Below are 16,472 nucleotides of genomic sequence, written 5' to 3'. Positions count from 1 at the left end.
CGCCTGCGCAGCCGGGTCCGCCGATGCCCGCAACCCCACCGCCGCCGCCCCTCCCCGCCACCGGTCCGGGCGGCGCCGCGGCCGCCAAACCTCGATGCAGCCCATATGACGCAACCAAAGCCCTCCTCGAGCCCGCAGGCGGCATGATTGCGATCTTGACCGCAGTTCCTGAAGGTGGAACCGGCGTGGGGATCCCCGCCGCGGTCGGTCAAATCGCTCTCGGTACGGCGGCGGTCGCGGACGGCTTGGATGCCGCCGGCAAATGCCTGGATTAAGGCCGCCGACAGCACTGGACGATGGCCGGCATGCTTAACTCAGACCCGCCCACGACAGGCAGCCCTGCCAGGGGAGAATCGCATGCAGCACTGCGTCACCGCGACGTTCCCTGGCTGTTGTGGGTCCGGGCGGGAGGGCTGCACGTGTGAAGATGAACCCTCTGTACGGCCCAGCGTTCTACACAGTGATGACTGTGCTGTTCCTGGCCCTGTTCGTACTGAATGTATTGAGCCACGGCACGGCGCTGGGCCTGATCAGTAGCGGGGGCCTCGCCGTGTTGATGGGCTGCACCGCCTACCGGGTGTGGTCCGCCAAGCGCCTCATGAACCGGCAATAGCGACGGTCGGCGGGTTCGCAGTGTTCGTCGGCGAGAATCCCCGGGACTCCCGAAGCTCACCCTCCGAAATACCAATTGGCACCCTTGAGTCACGGCGTACATTACGGATTCCTTCGATGGTCGTCAGCGGAGGATTGCTCGGTAAACCTGGCGAGGTTGGTTTTGAAGTCGCAGAAGGGCGCACGGCGCTCCTCACGGGATGGCGTAATCGTCGCAGTATCTGCCTATAGCAATGTTCGCAAGTGCCCACCTGCGTCCGACTGTCACACCATGACAGGGGGTTGACAACGATTGACCTCACAGTCTCTTGTAGGCCAATACCGCGCTGCGCGACGCGCCGATCCTCTCGGCCGCCAGCGACACCATTGATCGGCTTATTGCGCTCAGCGAAAACAACCCGCTCAGTCTGCCGCCATCCGCCACGACGCCCGCACGGGCGACACCGTGGCCGCGGAGATCTCGTCGAGCACCCCCAGATTCGACCCGCTCAACCCAACGGGACAAAATTAGAACCTGTTACAGTTCACCCCACAACGCGCAACCCGAGTGGGAGTACTGGCATGGCTGGTGACAAGTCGGCGCGCATCTGCGAATCCGCCGATGTCGTGGTGATCGGGTTCGGCGCCGCAGGTGAGTGCGCAGCCATCGCCGCCCGCGAGCGCGGCGCCGACGTCATCGCATTGGACCGTGCCAATGGTGGTGGTGCCACGGCGATATCGGGCGGGATCATCTACGCCGGCGGCGGCACCACGGTTCAACGGCAGGCCGGGGTCAACGACACCCCCGAGCAAATGCTGGCCTACCTTCGCCTCGAAGTCGGCGACGCCGTCAGCCCGGAAACCCTGGAATCATTCGTGCGCTCGAGCCCCGACATGATCGACTGGCTGAGCAGCTACGGGGTGCCGTTCAGCCCCGCATTGTGCCCGTACAAGACCTCGTTTCCGAACAACCGCTACTACCTGTACCACTCGGGCAGTGAAAACGCCGGTGCGTTCCGCAGCCACACCCCGCCCGTCCAGCGCGGGCACCGCGTCAAGGGCAGCGGCACCTCGGGCCGCAAACTGTATGCCCCGTTAGCCAAAGCCGCTGTGGCCCTTGGTGTTCGGTTCTGGCCCCATACCACGGTGACGAACCTGATCCAGGATTCGTCCGGTCGGGTGACCGGGGTGGAAGCACTGACGATGCACAATGCGCCACCGCGGATCCGGCGGCTTTATGCGGCGATGGCCGAGCTGTCAGCCAAACCGGGCATCTACTACCCGCCGCTGCGCCGCCTGCTGGAAGGGCGGCTGCGCAGGCTGGAGCGGCGCTACGCCCAGCCGCTGCGGATCGACGCAGGCCGCGCGGTGATCATCTGCGCCGGCGGCTTCATCGCCAACACCGACTGGGTGCGACGGTTCGCTCCGCAATATCTCGGTGGTCTGCAGCTGGGCACCAGCGGCGACGACGGCAGCGGCATCGCCCTGGCGCAGCGCGCCGGAGCGGTCACCGACCGGATGGACAATGTCTCGGCTTGGCGTTTCATCACCCCCCCGAGCGCGTTCATCGGCGCGATCATCGTCGACAAGCGAGGGGATCGCTTCATCGACGAAAGTCGCTATGGAGCGGCGGTCGGACAAGCCATGATTCGACAGCACCAGGGTGCCGGCTGGCTTCTCGCCGACGCCGCGTTGATGCGGGAAGCCCGCCGCCAAATGATCAAGCAGCCGTTGTGGTTTCAGCGCGCCCAGGTCGCGGCGCTGATGCTGGCCGACGCGGCCACCGCGCCGTCGCTGCGTGAGGTCGCGAAGGCAGCCGGTGTCGATCCCGACGGACTGGTGGCGACCGTCGAGGCGCACAACAACGCCATCGACACCGGCGCAGCAGATCCGGTCGGAAAGCCCGCGGAATTTGTGCGCCGGATCAGCCAACCGCCGTTCACCCTGCTCAATATTTCGGTGCGGCCAAGCCTGCTCAACCCCACACCGATGCTCACCCTGGGGGGTATCCGAATCGATGAACGCAGCGGAGCGGTCGTCGACCAATCGGGTAAGCCCATCCCCGGGTTGTTCAGTGCAGGACGCACCGCAGCCGGAATCTGTTCCAATTCCTACGTCAGCGGGCTGTCGCTGGCCGACTGCATATTCTCCGGCCGCCGCGCCGGAACGCACGCCGTCATGGCGTCGGCCGAGGAGATCCCGCATTGAGCCACCCCCGAGGAGCCTGGTCCGCCGCGTGCGGTTGCTGATAGCCGACGCAGTGAACACTTCCCGGATGATTTTCGGCACAATGGAGCCGCGATACTGGTTAGGCGCCGATCCAACGCTGAGCCCTCGAAATCCGATCAATAGCGACGCCGGGAGAAACACAGATGAGCGACGAGCAGCCGACCATCATCTACACCCTGACCGACGAGGCGCCGCTGCTGGCGACCTACGCCTTTCTGCCAATACTTCGCACCTTCGCCGAGCCGGCGGGTATCAAGATCAAGAGCAGTGACATCTCCCTGGCGAGCCGGATTCTCGCCGAGTTCCCCGACTACCTGACCGAGGAGCAGCGGGTCCCGGACGACCTGGGCGAGCTGGGACGGCTGACGCAACTACCGGAGACCAACATCATCAAGCTGCCGAACATCAGCGCTTCAGTACCGCAGTTGGTGTCGGCGATCAAGGAACTGCAGGGCAAGGGCTACAAGCTTCCGGACTACCCGGCAGATCCCAAGACCGACGAGGAAAAGGACATCCGCAACCGCTATGCCAAATGCCTGGGCAGCGCGGTGAATCCGGTGCTGCGGGAGGGCAACTCCGACCGTCGCGCACCCAAGGCGGTCAAGGAATATGCCCGCAAGCACCCGCACAGCATGGGCGAGTGGTCGATGGCCTCGCGCACCCATGTCGCGACCATGAAGCACGGCGACTTCTACCACGGCGAGAAGTCGATGACCCTGGACCGGGCGCGTGACGTGAAGATGGAGCTGGTGACCAAGCAGGGCGAGACGCTGGTGCTCAAGCCCAAGGTGTCGTTGGGCGCAGGCGACATCATCGACAGCATGTTCATGAGCAAGAAGGCCTTGGTCGAGTTCTACGAGGAGCAGATGGAGGACGCGCGTAAGACCGGCGTGATGTTCTCCTTGCACGTCAAGGCGACGATGATGAAAATTTCGCACCCCATCGTCTTCGGCCACGCGGTGCGGACCTTCTACAAGGACGCCTTCGCCAAGCACCAGGAGTTGTTCGATGAGCTGGGAGTCAACGTCAACAACGGATTGGTCGACCTTTACAACAAGATCGAGTCACTGCCGGCGTCGCTGCACGACGAGATCATCCGGGACCTGCACGCCTGCCACGAACACCGCCCCGAGCTGGCCATGGTGGATTCGGCCAAAGGTATCTCGAACTTCCATTCGCCCAGCGACGTGATCGTCGACGCGTCGATGCCCGCGATGATCCGCGCCGGCGGCAAGATGTGGGGCGCCGACGGGCGGCCCAAGGACACCAAGGCCGTGATGCCGGAGTCCACCTTCTCCCGCATCTACCAGGAACTGATCAACTTCTGTAAGACCAACGGCGCCTTCGATCCGCGAACCATGGGCACCGTGCCCAACGTCGGGCTGATGGCGCAAAAGGCCGAGGAATACGGCTCGCACGACAAGACTTTCGAGATTCCCGCGGACGGCGTCGCCAACATCGTGGACCTCGACACCGGCGAAGTGTTGCTGACCCAAAATGTGGAAACCGGCGACATCTGGCGCATGTGCACCGTCACCGACGCGGCGATCCGCGACTGGGTCAAGCTGGCGGTCACCCGGGCCCGCAACTCCGGAATGCCGGTGTTGTTCTGGCTGGACCCGTACCGCCCGCACGAGAACGAGCTGATCAAGAAGGTCAAGCTCTATCTGCAGGACCACTACACCAACGGACTCGACATCCAGATCATGTCGCAGGTGCGCGCCATGCGGTACACGCTGGAGCGGCTGATCCGCGGGCTGGACACCATCGCCGCTACCGGCAACATCCTGCGCGACTACCTCACCGACCTGTTCCCGATCCTGGAGCTGGGCACCAGCGCCAAGATGTTGTCCATCGTTCCGCTGATGGCCGGCGGCGGCATGTACGAGACGGGGGCCGGCGGTTCGGCGCCCAAGCACGTCCACCAACTCGTGGAGGAGAATCACCTGCGCTGGGATTCGCTCGGCGAGTTCCTGGCAATCGGCGCCAGCCTGGACGACATGGGCGCCAAGACGGGCAACAAGAAGGCCAAGATCCTGGGCAAGACGCTGGATGCCGCGATCGGCAAGCTGCTGGACAACAACAAGAGCCCGTCGCGCAAGACCGGTGAGCTGGACAACCGGGGAAGTCAGTTCTACCTCGCCATGTATTGGGCGCAAGAACTTGCCGCGCAGAACGAGGACCAGCAGCTACGGGAACACTTCGCACCCCTGGCCGATGCGTTGGCCAAGAACGAGGAAACCATCATCGCCGAACTCGCTGCGGTTCAGGGCGAAGAGGCGGACATCGGCGGCTACTACGCGCCGGACCGGGAGAAGACCACGGCGGTGATGCGACCGAGCAAGACCTTCAACGACGCGTTGGCGGCCGCGCACGGCTGACATACGCCCGTTCACCTCGTTGGCCGCGCAGCCACGCAGGCTCGGCTGGCCGGGCGTCATCGGCGAAACAGGTGCAGCAAGATTGTCAGCACCACGCTGCCGACAATCGAGATCACCAGCATCGAGACCACCGGGATGTAGATGCGCACGTTTCCGCGCTCGATTCTGATGTCGCCAGGAAGCCGTCCGACCCACCAGAGGCCGCCGACCCACGTCAAGACACCCAACACCGCGATGATGATTCCGGCCACCACGATGAACGGACCTACGTTGCGGCCCATTGGACCTCCCACCCGATAAGTCGGTCGGCACCGATCATAACCGTCCTCCTCATTGACTAGGCACCCACTCACGTTGCGCGGCATGGGACCAAAGGCCCTAGGACCTCTGCGCCAGCAGACCTACCATGGGCAGATCTGAAGGGCCTACTGCGCGAGGATATTTCGTTCGCCGGTAATCGCTCCTCCACCGAGAAAGAAGGTTGGTCATGGCGGTCCTTGATACCGTGCGAGTGTTCAACAAGCACGTGCTGAATCCGGCCATGATGCTGGTGGCCGGCCGAAAGTACTGGTACGCCAGCGTTATTGAACACACCGGTCGATACACTGGCAAGAAGTACGCCACCCCCGTGGTGGCCGAACGGGTAGATCAGGGTCTCGTCATTCCGTTGCCCTACGGCACAGACACCGACTGGCTGCGAAATGTCTTGGCTGCGGGGCACGCCACTGTTCACGTGCACGGAGAAACGTATGAGGCAATTGATCCGCAGATCCTTGATGCCGCGGCTGTAGCCGGGCAGCTGGCCCCTGGCCGGAAACGTACTTTCGATCGGTTCAACGTCAGGAGCTATCTGAAGTTGGCGGCCGGGGCCACGCCGCCCGCGCCGAACTGATTCGGGTCCGCGAGATCTGCGCCAACATCGCCGGCCATCCCGAAGGGCCCGGTGACGAGCGCTGAGTCGATAAGGCGCTTCACCGACCGGTATGGCAACCAGGTTCTGGTACAAGTCGTCCAGAACCACACGACGCGTGTCCGGGCGCCGGTGAAGGCCGTTATCCCCAATCGGCCGACCAAAGTCGCTTCACCCGAGCCACTCGCGCTAATGTCGAGGGCACCAGCCATGATGGCCTGGTGGGCATCGAGATCCGTGTTCTCGACGGCGAAGACGACCTCGTCGCGGCTGCTGGAATTTTCCGCGCCGCCATGGTCGGGTTGCCACCCCCGCCGGACCTGCCGCCAGGCGAGCTCACCACGCTGTTCGAGCCAGGCCGTACGGTGGGCGCTTTCGTTGGACGACAGCTGGTCGGCACTGCTGATGCCGTGACCTGCGGACTGACACTTCCCGGCGGAGCGGTGGTGCCGCACGCCGCCGTGACGCACATCGGGGTGCTGCCGTCGTACACCCGTCGAGGTATCGCCACCGAGCTGGTCCGTCATCAGCTAGACGACATCGCCGCCCGGGGAGAGGTGGTCGCGACACTGCGCGCCTCCGAGGCGACGATCTATGAGCGGTTTGGCTACGGCGTGGCGAGTTCATCGCAGAGCGTGGAGGTGGATACGCGACGGGCCGCGCTACGTCCAGGCGTCGGAGCCGGCGGGCCGGTTCGGCTGCTCGACACCGCGCAAGCATGGGACGTGCTGCCCCGAATCTACGCCGGAAACCGGTCTCCCCGGCCGGGAACCGTTGAGCGCGCACCGGTTTGGTGGCGGGGTCTGCGGTTGCGCGCCAAAGCATACTCTGGGCCTTGGTATGTCGCGGTGCACGGTGAGCCCGGGGCGGAATCCGGTTTCGTCCGCTACCGCCCCCTCGATACTGAGACCTGGTTCGTCAGCGAACAACGCACCATCGCGGTCGAGGACTTCTTCGCCCCATCAACGGATGCCTATTTGGGCCTGCTGCGATTTCTGCTGGGGCTGGATCTCATTGACCGCGTGGTGTTCTGGATGCTCCCGGTTGACGATCCGTTGCCGTGGTTGCTTGTCGACCGGCGGGCCGCGAAGGTCACCCGGATATACGACGAGACATGGCTGCGCGTCGTCGACGCGCACCAGGTGCTTTCCGCACGCCGATATGCGGGCGACGGCTCCGTCACCGTTGCCGTCAACGACCCTGCCTTGCCGAGTAATTCGGTCAGCTTCACAATCACCGGCGACGGCGCCGAACCCACTCAGCAGCGTCCGCAGCTACACATCGGCGTCCACGGGCTTGCCGCCGTTTTGCTCGGGGGCGCCACCTGGCGCAGCCTCGCGGTGGCCGGGCTGGTACGCGCCGACGATGCAGCCGCACTCGCCACGGCGGATCGGCTGTTCGCGGTGCCGGAGACACCGCATGCCGGATTCTTTTTCTGAGGCGCTGAGGTTCTGCGGTTCCGAAGGGGACATCGTTGTCGTCGCGTCTGGCATCGTGCGCCCTAGCACGCTTGCCACACCGCAGGTGAGTGAGTACTCTCTCACTATGCCCGCCTCGGGACGCGACCGTTTGCTGTCGGCAGCACTGAAGCTTTTTGCCGCCAAGGGGTACGCGGCCACGTCAGTTGCCGATATCCAGCGGGCGTCCGGGCTGGCGCCCGGATCGGGCGCGCTCTACAAGCACTTCGGCTCCAAGCGTGAACTGCTCGAGGCCGCGGTAGCGCACCGTATCGACAGCATCGTGGCCGCGCGGAAGCAGTACGACGCGGGGCAACCAGACACCGTCGAGCAGGCGGTGCGGACCGCAGGGCGGCTGATCTGGAACAACCTGAAACACAGCGAAGACCTACTCAAAGTCATGCTGCGCGAGCCCGATGCGCTCGGTGATCTCGACGAAAAGACCTGGCAAGTCATCACTGACAATGCCTATCAGCGGTTCGCCGACGAACTGGCCGCGTCCAACCGTTCCGGTCGCACCCGGATCCCCGACCCGGAAGCGGCCGCCGCCGTCGCAATCGCGTCCCTGTCCCACGCCGCCACGCTGCAAGCATTGACCGGCCGAACCCCCGGAAACATCGATGACGAGCGATATTTCGAGGCGTGGGTCAACCAGACGGTAAGCGTCCTCGCGCAGTACGCCGCGACCCGTTGAGCACCAAACTATTTCAGGAGTAGAGCCATGACATTCTCACTGCAACTGAGCGACGACGTGATACAGGTGCGCGACTGGGTGCACGAGTTCGCGACCGAAGTGATCCGCCCGGCCGCCTCCGAGTGGGACGAACGGGAAGAGACTCCGTGGCCGGTCATCCAGGAGGCGGCCAAGGTCGGCCTGTACTCCCCCGACTTCTTCGGGCAGCAGGCAGCGGAGCCGACGGGACTGGGCATGCTGACCGCCTTCGAGGAGATGTTCTGGGGCGACGCCGGCATCGCGCTGTCGATCATGGGCACCGGCCTGGCCGCGGCGGCCTTGGCCGGCAACGGAACTCCGGAGCAACTGGGTCGCTGGCTGCCCGAGATGTTCGGCACCGCCGACGATCCCAAGCTGGGCGCGTTCTGCTCTTCGGAACCCGACGCGGGTTCTGACGTCGGCGCCATCCGCACCCGCGCACGCTATGACGAGGCGGCCGGTGAGTGGGTGCTCAACGGCACCAAGACCTGGGCCACCAACGGCGGCATCGCCAACGTGCACATCGTGGTGGCGTCGGTCTATCCGGAGCTCGGCACCCGCGGCCAGGCCACGTTCATCATCCCGCCGAACACCAAAGGCTTTGCCCAGGGACAGAAGTTCAAGAAGCACGGCATCCGCGCTTCGCACACCGCCGAGGTGATGCTCGACGACGTGCGACTGCCCGCAGACTTGATTCTCGGCGGCCGGGAAAAATTCGAGGCGCGGATCGCCCGGGCGAAATCCGGCGCCTCGGTGGGCGGTCAGGCGGCGATGAAGACCTTCGAACGCACCCGGCCCACGGTGGGAGCGATGGCGGTGGGCGTGGCCCGCGCCGCCTACGAATATGCTCTCGAATACGCCTGCCAGCGTGAGCAATTCGGTCGAAAGATCGGCGAATTCCAAGCTGTGGCATTCAAGTTGGCGGACATGAAGAGCCGGATCGACGCGGCCCGGCTGCTGGTGTGGCGGGCCGGCTGGATGGCGCGTAACAACCAGAGCTTCGATTCGGCGGAGGGCTCGATGGCCAAGCTGGTAGCCAGTGAGACGGCCGTGTACGTCACCGATGAGGCCATCCAGATCCTGGGCGGCAACGGGTATACCCGTGACTACCCGGTGGAGCGGATGCACCGTGACGCCAAAATTTTCACTATCTTCGAAGGGACCAGCGAGATTCAGCGCCTGGTGATCTCGCGCGCGCTGACCGGGTTGCCCATCCGATGACCGCCGCACGGTAGGTATCCGTGATGAAGGTCGTGGTGGCATGCTATGGCAGCCGCGGCGATATCGAGCCCTGCACAGCCGTCGCTCGCGAACTGCTGCGGCGCGGTCACGACGTCTGTATGGCGGTGCCGCCCAACATGGTCAGCTTTGTCGAATCAGCAGGACTCGTTGGCGTGGCCTACGGGCCGGACTCGCGCGAACAGATGAACCCCGCCATGGATCTCGTCCGCGACTTGGTGGCCCAGACCCGCAATCCGATCGGCCTGCTGTCTCACGTGATCGAGCATGTCACCCGGGTCAACGCGGACAAGAGTGCGGTTCTGACGTCACTGGCGGCCGGGGCCGATCTGCTGTTGGCCAGCTTCAACGAACAACGTCTGGCCGCCAATGTCGCTGAATACCACGGTATTCCAGCGGCAGCGCTGCACCTCTTCCCAGCACGTCTGTGGGCCTCCGGCGGGATGTCGCCGCTGATCATCGCGGCGGTCGATGAAGCCCAACGGCAGGCATTGGGGTTACCCGAGGCCGACGAACCACCGTCGATGCTGGAAATCCAGGCCTACGACGAACTCTGCCTGCCCGGACCGGCAGCCGATTGGCTAGCACCGCATGGGCGGCAGCCCTTCGTCGGCGCGCTGACGCTGCAGCTACCGACGAGCGCCGACGACGAGGTCTTGTCCTGGATGGCCGCGGGGACGCCACCCATCTATTTCGGCTTCGGCAGCACACCGATCGACAGCCCGGTCGACACGGTTGCCATGATCAGTGCTGCTTGTGCCGAATTAGGTGAGCGGGCACTTATTTGCGGCGGCGTCAACGACTTCCGCGGCATCGCCCATGCCGGCCACCTGAAGATCGTAGACGCGGTGAATCATACGGCCGTCTATCCGGGCTGCCGCGCGGTCGTTCACCATGGCGGTGCCGGCACCACGGCCGCGGGGATGCGGGCCGGAATCCCCACGTTGATCCTGTGGTTCTGGCTCGACCAGCCGGTCTGGGCAGCCGGGGTCGATCAGCTGGGAGTCGGCGCGGGACGGGCGTTTTCGACCACCACCCAAGACACTCTGGTCGCAGATCTGCGTTCGGTCCTCACTCCGCGACGCGTCGCTCGGGCGCGGGAGGTCGCCGCGCAACTGATCGCACCGGCGAAAAGCGTTGCCCTGGCCGCTGATCTGCTCGAAGATGCCGCCCGGCTGGGACGCGTCGGGTGATCACTGGTGCGTTCGACTCGCCGATCTTGCGGACCGGCTGCCTGTCCAGGCCGTGACGTGCCCGCGCTGACGGGAAGCGGTAGCGTCACGGCCGTGGAAACAGATCGCGTCGATGAGACGGCTGCGCCAGGGCCGTTAGGGTTTTCGGCACCGGTTTCCGATTCGGCACCTCGCTGGGGTCTGGGCGCCTTCTTGCTGGTGGGGCTGGTCTACTTGCTGTCCTCGGCCGCATTCGTCGTCGTCCTCGCCGGTAGGGGCCCGTTGTCTGCGGGAATGCTTGCACTGGCGGTGGGAGCCCCCACCGTGATCGCGGCCGGGCTGGCCGTGCTCATCACGACGCTGCGCGGCAATGGTCCCCGCACCGACCTGAAGCTGCACTGGTCGTGGCACGGTGTGAGGCTGGGATTGCTGTTCGGTTTCGGCGGGCTGTTCGTCACGGTGCCCGCCTCGGTGCTCTACGCCAAGGTCACCGGTCCGGGCGCGAAATCCGCTGTCGCCAGCGTCTTCAGTGGCGTCCAGGCTTCCTGGCCATGGGCGGTGGCCGTGTTTGCGCTTGTGGTGTTCGTCGGGCCGCTGGGCGAGGAGGTCATCTTTCGGGGGCTGCTCTGGGGAGCGGTGGATCGGCGCTGGGGGCGGTGGGCTGCGCTGGTGATAACCACCGTGGTGTTCGCGCTGGCTCATCTCGAGTTCACCCGAGCTCCGCTATTGGTGGTGGTGGCGATCCCGATCGCACTGGCGCGGTTGTATTCCGGTGGCCTGTTGGCCAGCATCGTCGCGCACCAGGTGACCAACCTGTTGCCGGGCATCATCTTGATGCTTGGTGTGGCTGGGGTCATTCCGATGCAGTGAGGCAAACCCCGGGCTCGCAATCCTCAGGGCGACCACGGATTTCAGGCGATCGCCGGCGTGCCTCCTACTTCCAGGCGAATACCGGTTGCTCGAACTCGTCGACCGGATCGGGGCGGCCTTCCAGGCCAAGCCACCGCAGTTGCAGCAGCACCGCACCCGTGGGCGCGTGGATCAGGTGGTTGCCCAACGGGATTTGCACGACCGGCCGCGGGCTCTCCGGGATCGTGATGAATCGCGGCGAGTCGTCGCGCTGCAGTTGGTGAAGCCCCACCCGGTACACCGCCATCACCTCGTCGGGCGCGGGGCGGGGCTGCAGCCGCCCGCCACCCCAGATCACCACCGGGGTGATGACGTATCCGGACCGCGTCGGGTAGTCGTCGAGCAGGCCGAGCACCGTCGAGTCGGACAATCGGATGCCGACCTCTTCGTCGAGTTCCCGCAGTGCGGCATCGACCGCGCTTTCCCCCCGATCCACCCGGCCTCCGGGCAGCGCCCACTGCGCGGCATGCGAAGTGAGGCGAGATGCTCTGCGGCACAAGAGAAAAGCGGCGCCGCCAGACGCGTCTACCATCCGGGCGTCAAGGCCGTACTCGGGCGGTGGCCAGCCGGCGATCCGCTCGTCCGCCGGCACCGGATCCACCCCGTCCTCACCGACCTCGGAGTCGACCAGCAGCACCGCGACGGCAGCGTGGCGCTTGGTCGGGTCGGTCACCGCGCGGCGGTCGTGGCCGGCCAGGTGTACCCGGATCTGCTCCCGTAACGCGTCGTCGTAGCTGATCGTCACGGCTCGACGATAGGACGAGGACGCCGGATGTCACCAGCTTCTGCCTGCGGCGGGCGACGAAATTCTTAGCGGGCCGTAGTCTCGGACTGTGTCAGTCCGGGAGCTGATTGTGCTCGGCACCTCGAGTCAGGTGCCTACCCGGCACCGCAATCACAACGGCTATCTGCTGCGCTGGGACGAGGAGCGGCTGCTGTTCGACCCCGGCGAGGGGACTCAACGGCAAATGCTGCTCGCCGGTGTGCCCCTCACCGCCGTGACGCGGCTATGTCTTACGCACTTTCACGGCGACCACTGCCTGGGCGTGCCCGGCGTGGTGCAACGGCTCTCGCTCGACGACGCACAACACCGGGTGCACGCCTACTTCCCGGCCTCGGGGCGACAGTTCTTCGCGCGGCTGCACCACGCCTGCATTTTCCACGACCGCGCCAACGTGCATGCAGAGCCGGTTGCCGCAGACGGCCCGGTGGCGACGGGAGCGTTCGGAGTCTTGGAAGCACGAAAGCTCGATCATTCCGTCGACGCGATCGGCTACCGACTGATCGAGCCCGACGGTCGACGGTTCGTGCCCGAACTGCTGGCGCGCTTTGGCATCGCCGGGCCCGCGGTGGGCGAGTTGCACCGGGCCGGGTCGGTCCACATCGACGGGCGCACCGTCGATTTGTCAGAAGTCAGTGAGGCACGCCGTGGCCAGCGATTCGCCTTCGTGATGGATACCCGGTTGTGCGACGCGGTCTACGCTCTGGCTGAGGGCGTGGACCTATTGGTGATCGAGGCGACCTTCCTGAGCGAGGACTCGGACTTGGCCGCACATTACGGGCATCTGACCGCGCGGCAGGCGGCGCGGGTGGCAGCAGAGTGCGGGGTACGGCGGCTGGTGCTGACGCACTTCTCCCAGCGCTACCCCGACGCCCGGTGTTACCGCGACGAGGCGGCTGAGGTTTTCGATGGCGACCTGGTCATCGCGGAGGACCTGGCTCGGATACCGGTCCCCCAGCGGCGGTAGGTGCGGCGGGATCGGGAACACGCGCTGCTGCTTAACGCGGTGGTAGGGCTGCGGTTGTGTGCTAGCGAAGAACCCGGAGCCTGCCTCTCCCCGTCGATCGCTGCGGTCACGCTACGGTCGGCTTCAGCCACCTCGCCAGTCCAACGTCACGCGTGTGCAGGGGTCGAAGGTCCCGAGCGGCACCGCAGCGGGAAGGTAACTGCGAAGATGGGCGCATGGTAATTCCCTGGGACTCGGCGGTCACCGCCGACACTGACACCATCGTCGGTTCGCTGGCCAGTAGCGACAGTGTGGCCGTCGCGGGCTCCATCGCGACCGCCGGGAGCGCCGCCGTCGCCGGGTCGGGGGCAACCGCGGGCAGTGTCGCAGTGGCGGGTTCGGTCGCCACCGCGGGTAGTGTCGCGGTCGCCGGGTCGGCGGCTATCGCGGGCAGTGTCGCGGTGATTGCCAGCGCGCTGAGTGTGCTGTGCATAGCCGTCCGGGAATGCGTGGCATGCTTGGCATGCGTCGCCTGCGCCCGGTGCGTGGCCTGTGTCGGATGTGTGCGTTGTACCGACTGTGTCGGCTGCGTCGGCTGCGTGAACTGCTCCGGCCTGCGCAACGCCAAGGGCGCCAGGAACATTCACGTGCAGGCCGGTGGTAGCAACCGAGGCTAGCTCTAGCGGTAGCGCGGCGGCCAATGCCATGGCGGTTGGTCGAGCAGACGCTGGCCGGCAATGCGGGTCTCGCCGAGTTCTTTGGTCAGACGGACGGTGTGCACGTCCGCGGCCTGTTGCAGGGTCGCGACAAGCGGCTCGGAGTGGGTGACGACGACAATTTGGCTGTGCTCGGACGCGGTGGCGATCAACGATGCCAAGGCGGGCAACAACTCGGGGTGCAAGCTGGTCTCGGGTTCGTTGAGCACCAGCAGCTGAGGTGGACGTGGCGTCAGCAGGGCTGCGGCCCAAAGCAGATATCGCAGTGTGCCGTCGGACAACTCGGCAGCGCCCAGTGGCCGCAGCATCCCGGGCTGGTGCAGCACGAGTTCGAAGCGGCCCTCGGCATTGCGGATATCGACACTGCTGCCCGGAAACGCGCGTTCGACGGCATCACTGAGCGCCTCATCGTCGCCGATCTCTCGAATCGTTTGCAAGGCTGCGGCCAAATCCGCACCGTCGTTACCCAATACCGGTGTGCGCGTGCCGATTCGGGGTTGCCGCGCGGGCGCGTCGGTGTCGGTGCGCAGCTGGTCGTAAAACCGCCAGTTGCGCATCCGCTCCCGCAGCTGCATCAACTCCGGCGCCCGCACCGGGTCAGCCAGCTCACTGAGCATCGAGTCGAAAGGCCGCAGCACGTCGGCGATCACATGCCAGCCACCGTCACCGTCTCGCACCCGTGCGGTCGGGCCACCGCGCTGAGCAATCACCGTGGCGGGGCGCCACACCGGACCGACCCACAGCGCCTCGACTTTGACCTCCGGATCGAGCCCGAACTCCGTGCGCGTGGCAGTGGGCAGTCCGAGGTCCAGTGCATAGCCGAATTCGTCACCGGCAAAGCCCAGCTTCAGGCTGACCGACTCCGTTCGCACCGTGCCCTGAACCCGATGACGCCCTTGGCGCACCGACTTACCGATCACCGCCGGCCCGGCCCATATCGTTGAGCGCAACCCGCCTTCGCGGGCCAGCGCAGCCACCGCGCCGTTGCGGGCCGAGTCCGCCAGCAGGCGCAACGCTCGATACAGGTTGGACTTGCCGGTGCCGTTGGCACCGGTTACGACGTTGAGCTGGCGTAACGGAACGACCAGCTGGCGCAGCGAGCGGTAATTCTCCACCGCGACCGTACCCAGCACCTGGCCACGCTAATCCAATGTCCACGCCGTCCCACGGATAGGTCCCCGAAACGCTTGTTGCGACCCTCGGCCAACCGCCGCTTGCTGAACGGCCGCCTTCTTCGACGTTTCCCGGTCGACGCTGACTCGGCCGTATCGTCGCGCCTGACCACCCACGGGTACAGTGACCGCGCGCTACCCGGGTGGTCCTATTGGCCCGCGTTTTGGGCGAGATCGATGGCGTACTGGCTCACGAAGTGACCCGCCGAAGGGCCCCCGTTGCATGATCCGTCGGATTCGCCGGGACGTTTGACCCACAGATAGGCGTCGGCGTGCGCGCCCGCAGTCGCCGTGGTGGGCGGGGTGCCGAGAGCACGCCCGCCGGGGTTGCACCAGCTCAGTGCGGAGTCGGGCGCAGGTCCGGCGCCGTTGCGCGAGGTGTCGATCACGTAGTGTGCACCGTTCGTCATCCCCGAAATCGCCTCGCCGTAACCGATTTCCTCGTCGGTGCTGAAAAAGTTCGAGACGTTGAGACTGAACCCTCGAGCATGGCCGACACCGGCCTGGTTGAGCCTGGCGGCGATTTCCTCGGCACTCAACCACCGCGAATGTCCGCCGTCGACATATACGGCCGCGGCCGGATCGCGGGTCAGGGTGTCCACCGCGTAGCGGATCAGATCGAAGCGTTCCTGGCGCTGGTCAGCCGACAGGCAGTCGGCCATGTCGAGTGCATCGGGTTCGACGATGATCGCCGCCGGCGAGCCGCCCAGGCCGGACGAAATGCTGTCGATCCACTGGCGGTAGTCCGCCCCCGACGCGAACCCGCCGGACGCGTAACTACCGCAGTCGCGATGCGGAATTCCGTAGAGCGCGAAAATCGGCACGCTGCCGGCAGCCTGTGCCGCGCCGGTGTATCCGGCGACCCTCGCGCCTACCGAACCGGCTGGAAATGCCTGGTCAAGCCAGTACGCCTGCGGGGTATTGGCGACGGCGGTCAGCTGCGGACTCGGCGGATTGGCGTTGCGCGCGGCGGCCATGGCCGCCGACGCCGGGTCCACGTAGAAAGGCTGTCCAGCCAGCGGGTTTCCCGCATCGACCAGACGCACCTCAGGGGCGGCACCGACATGCACGGCACCGGCAGAAACCAGGCCGGCAACGGCCGCAACCGCCACAAAAGGGGTGATCCACCGAGCGACAGCACCTGCAGCTATTGACATCACGCCAGTAAAATAGTGCCGCGACGTAAGAAACGCCAATCCTCGACGACGGCTGCGGGCGCCCATCTATCTCGTAACGGGTCACCCGAGCTTTTCTCAC

15 protein-coding genes are annotated in these 16,472 nt (G+C 65.6%); 11 read left to right on the top strand and 4 right to left on the bottom strand.

Features of this window, described 5'->3' with window-relative positions; all coding sequences use genetic code 11:
* The first annotated feature begins 421 nt into the window (after positions 1-421).
* From BST40_RS04845 to BST40_RS04835, 3 genes are all read left to right on the top strand, one after another.
* On the top strand, positions 422-613 hold the full coding sequence (locus BST40_RS04845) for a hypothetical protein (RefSeq protein ID WP_075545972.1): 192 nt from the start codon (positions 422-424) through the stop codon (positions 611-613).
* A 560-nt stretch (positions 614-1,173) separates the two neighbouring features.
* A complete protein-coding gene (locus BST40_RS04840) occupies positions 1,174-2,799 on the top strand; it encodes an FAD-binding protein (protein ID WP_075545971.1) in 1,626 nt (541 codons plus the stop codon).
* A gap of 164 nt (positions 2,800-2,963) precedes the next feature.
* Positions 2,964-5,201: an NADP-dependent isocitrate dehydrogenase gene (locus BST40_RS04835; RefSeq protein WP_075545970.1), complete on the top strand. Its 2,238-nt coding sequence runs from the start codon at positions 2,964-2,966 to the stop codon at positions 5,199-5,201.
* 56 nt (positions 5,202-5,257) lie between these two features.
* Here the strand turns inward: BST40_RS04835 and BST40_RS04830 are convergent, their stop codons facing one another.
* Complete coding sequence (locus BST40_RS04830; RefSeq protein ID WP_075545969.1) at positions 5,258-5,482, bottom strand: DUF2905 domain-containing protein; 225 nt, start codon at positions 5,480-5,482, stop codon at positions 5,258-5,260.
* Between the two features lie 206 nt (positions 5,483-5,688).
* Here BST40_RS04830 and BST40_RS04825 point away from each other — a divergent pair, with 206 nt between their 5' ends.
* The 6 genes from BST40_RS04825 (at position 5,689) to BST40_RS04795 (ending at position 11,561) form a co-directional block, all read left to right on the top strand.
* Entirely contained in the window at positions 5,689-6,093 is a 405-nt protein-coding gene (locus BST40_RS04825) for a nitroreductase family deazaflavin-dependent oxidoreductase (RefSeq protein ID WP_075545968.1), read from the top strand.
* Positions 6,094-6,332: 239 nt separating this feature from the next.
* Entirely contained in the window at positions 6,333-7,550 is a 1,218-nt protein-coding gene (locus tag BST40_RS04815) for a GNAT family N-acetyltransferase (RefSeq protein WP_075545966.1), read from the top strand.
* A 106-nt stretch (positions 7,551-7,656) separates the two neighbouring features.
* Positions 7,657-8,262 carry a TetR/AcrR family transcriptional regulator gene (locus tag BST40_RS04810; protein WP_075545965.1) on the top strand — a complete coding sequence of 202 codons (606 nt, stop codon included), beginning with the start codon at positions 7,657-7,659 and terminating at the stop codon, positions 8,260-8,262.
* A gap of 27 nt (positions 8,263-8,289) precedes the next feature.
* Positions 8,290-9,501, top strand: coding sequence for an acyl-CoA dehydrogenase family protein (locus BST40_RS04805; RefSeq protein ID WP_075545964.1), 1,212 nt, complete (start codon positions 8,290-8,292; stop codon positions 9,499-9,501).
* A 23-nt stretch (positions 9,502-9,524) separates the two neighbouring features.
* Positions 9,525-10,712 (top strand): glycosyltransferase, encoded by a 1,188-nt coding sequence (locus BST40_RS04800; protein ID WP_075545963.1) that lies wholly within the window; start codon positions 9,525-9,527, stop codon positions 10,710-10,712.
* A 180-nt stretch (positions 10,713-10,892) separates the two neighbouring features.
* Entirely contained in the window at positions 10,893-11,561 is a 669-nt protein-coding gene (locus BST40_RS04795; protein ID WP_244174297.1) for a CPBP family intramembrane glutamic endopeptidase, read from the top strand.
* 64 nt (positions 11,562-11,625) lie between these two features.
* On the opposite strand, the gene BST40_RS04790 is transcribed toward BST40_RS04795, so the two are convergent.
* Positions 11,626-12,345, bottom strand: coding sequence for an NUDIX hydrolase (locus tag BST40_RS04790; RefSeq protein WP_075545961.1), 720 nt, complete (start codon positions 12,343-12,345; stop codon positions 11,626-11,628).
* Between the two features lie 88 nt (positions 12,346-12,433).
* Here BST40_RS04790 and BST40_RS04785 point away from each other — a divergent pair, with 88 nt between their 5' ends.
* Both BST40_RS04785 and BST40_RS04780 read left to right on the top strand, forming a co-directional pair.
* Positions 12,434-13,348 (top strand): ribonuclease Z, encoded by a 915-nt coding sequence (locus tag BST40_RS04785; protein ID WP_075545960.1) that lies wholly within the window; start codon positions 12,434-12,436, stop codon positions 13,346-13,348.
* A gap of 215 nt (positions 13,349-13,563) precedes the next feature.
* Positions 13,564-14,004, top strand: coding sequence for a hypothetical protein (locus BST40_RS04780; RefSeq protein WP_075545959.1), 441 nt, complete (start codon positions 13,564-13,566; stop codon positions 14,002-14,004).
* A 2-nt stretch (positions 14,005-14,006) separates the two neighbouring features.
* On the opposite strand, the gene BST40_RS04775 is transcribed toward BST40_RS04780, so the two are convergent.
* Both BST40_RS04775 and BST40_RS04770 read right to left on the bottom strand, forming a co-directional pair.
* Entirely contained in the window at positions 14,007-15,176 is a 1,170-nt protein-coding gene (locus tag BST40_RS04775) for an AAA family ATPase (RefSeq protein WP_075545958.1), read from the bottom strand.
* A gap of 188 nt (positions 15,177-15,364) precedes the next feature.
* Positions 15,365-16,438, bottom strand: coding sequence for a glycoside hydrolase family 6 protein (locus tag BST40_RS04770; protein ID WP_089025005.1), 1,074 nt, complete (start codon positions 16,436-16,438; stop codon positions 15,365-15,367).
* Positions 16,439-16,472 lie beyond the last annotated feature (34 nt).

Origin of the sequence: Mycobacterium persicum (genome assembly GCF_002086675.1) — a bacterium.
Classification (GTDB): Bacteria; Actinomycetota; Actinomycetes; order Mycobacteriales; family Mycobacteriaceae; genus Mycobacterium; species Mycobacterium persicum.
This window is presented reverse-complemented; position numbering and strand designations above follow the sequence as displayed.

Bases quoted from the DNA above. Each gene is read 5' to 3' on its own strand.
- BST40_RS04840 (WP_075545971.1), top strand. From the start codon at position 1,174: ATGGCTGGTGACAAGTCGGCGCGCATCTGCGAATCCGCCGATGTCGTG.
- BST40_RS04835 (WP_075545970.1), top strand. From the start codon at position 2,964: ATGAGCGACGAGCAGCCGACCATCATCTACACCCTGACCGACGAGGCG.
- BST40_RS04830 (WP_075545969.1), bottom strand. From the start codon at position 5,482: ATGGGCCGCAACGTAGGTCCGTTCATCGTGGTGGCCGGAATCATCATC.
- BST40_RS04825 (WP_075545968.1), top strand. From the start codon at position 5,689: ATGGCGGTCCTTGATACCGTGCGAGTGTTCAACAAGCACGTGCTGAAT.
- BST40_RS04810 (WP_075545965.1), top strand. From the start codon at position 7,657: ATGCCCGCCTCGGGACGCGACCGTTTGCTGTCGGCAGCACTGAAGCTT.
- BST40_RS04805 (WP_075545964.1), top strand. From the start codon at position 8,290: ATGACATTCTCACTGCAACTGAGCGACGACGTGATACAGGTGCGCGAC.
- BST40_RS04800 (WP_075545963.1), top strand. From the start codon at position 9,525: ATGAAGGTCGTGGTGGCATGCTATGGCAGCCGCGGCGATATCGAGCCC.
- BST40_RS04780 (WP_075545959.1), top strand. From the start codon at position 13,564: ATGGTAATTCCCTGGGACTCGGCGGTCACCGCCGACACTGACACCATC.
- BST40_RS04770 (WP_089025005.1), bottom strand. From the start codon at position 16,438: ATGGGCGCCCGCAGCCGTCGTCGAGGATTGGCGTTTCTTACGTCGCGG.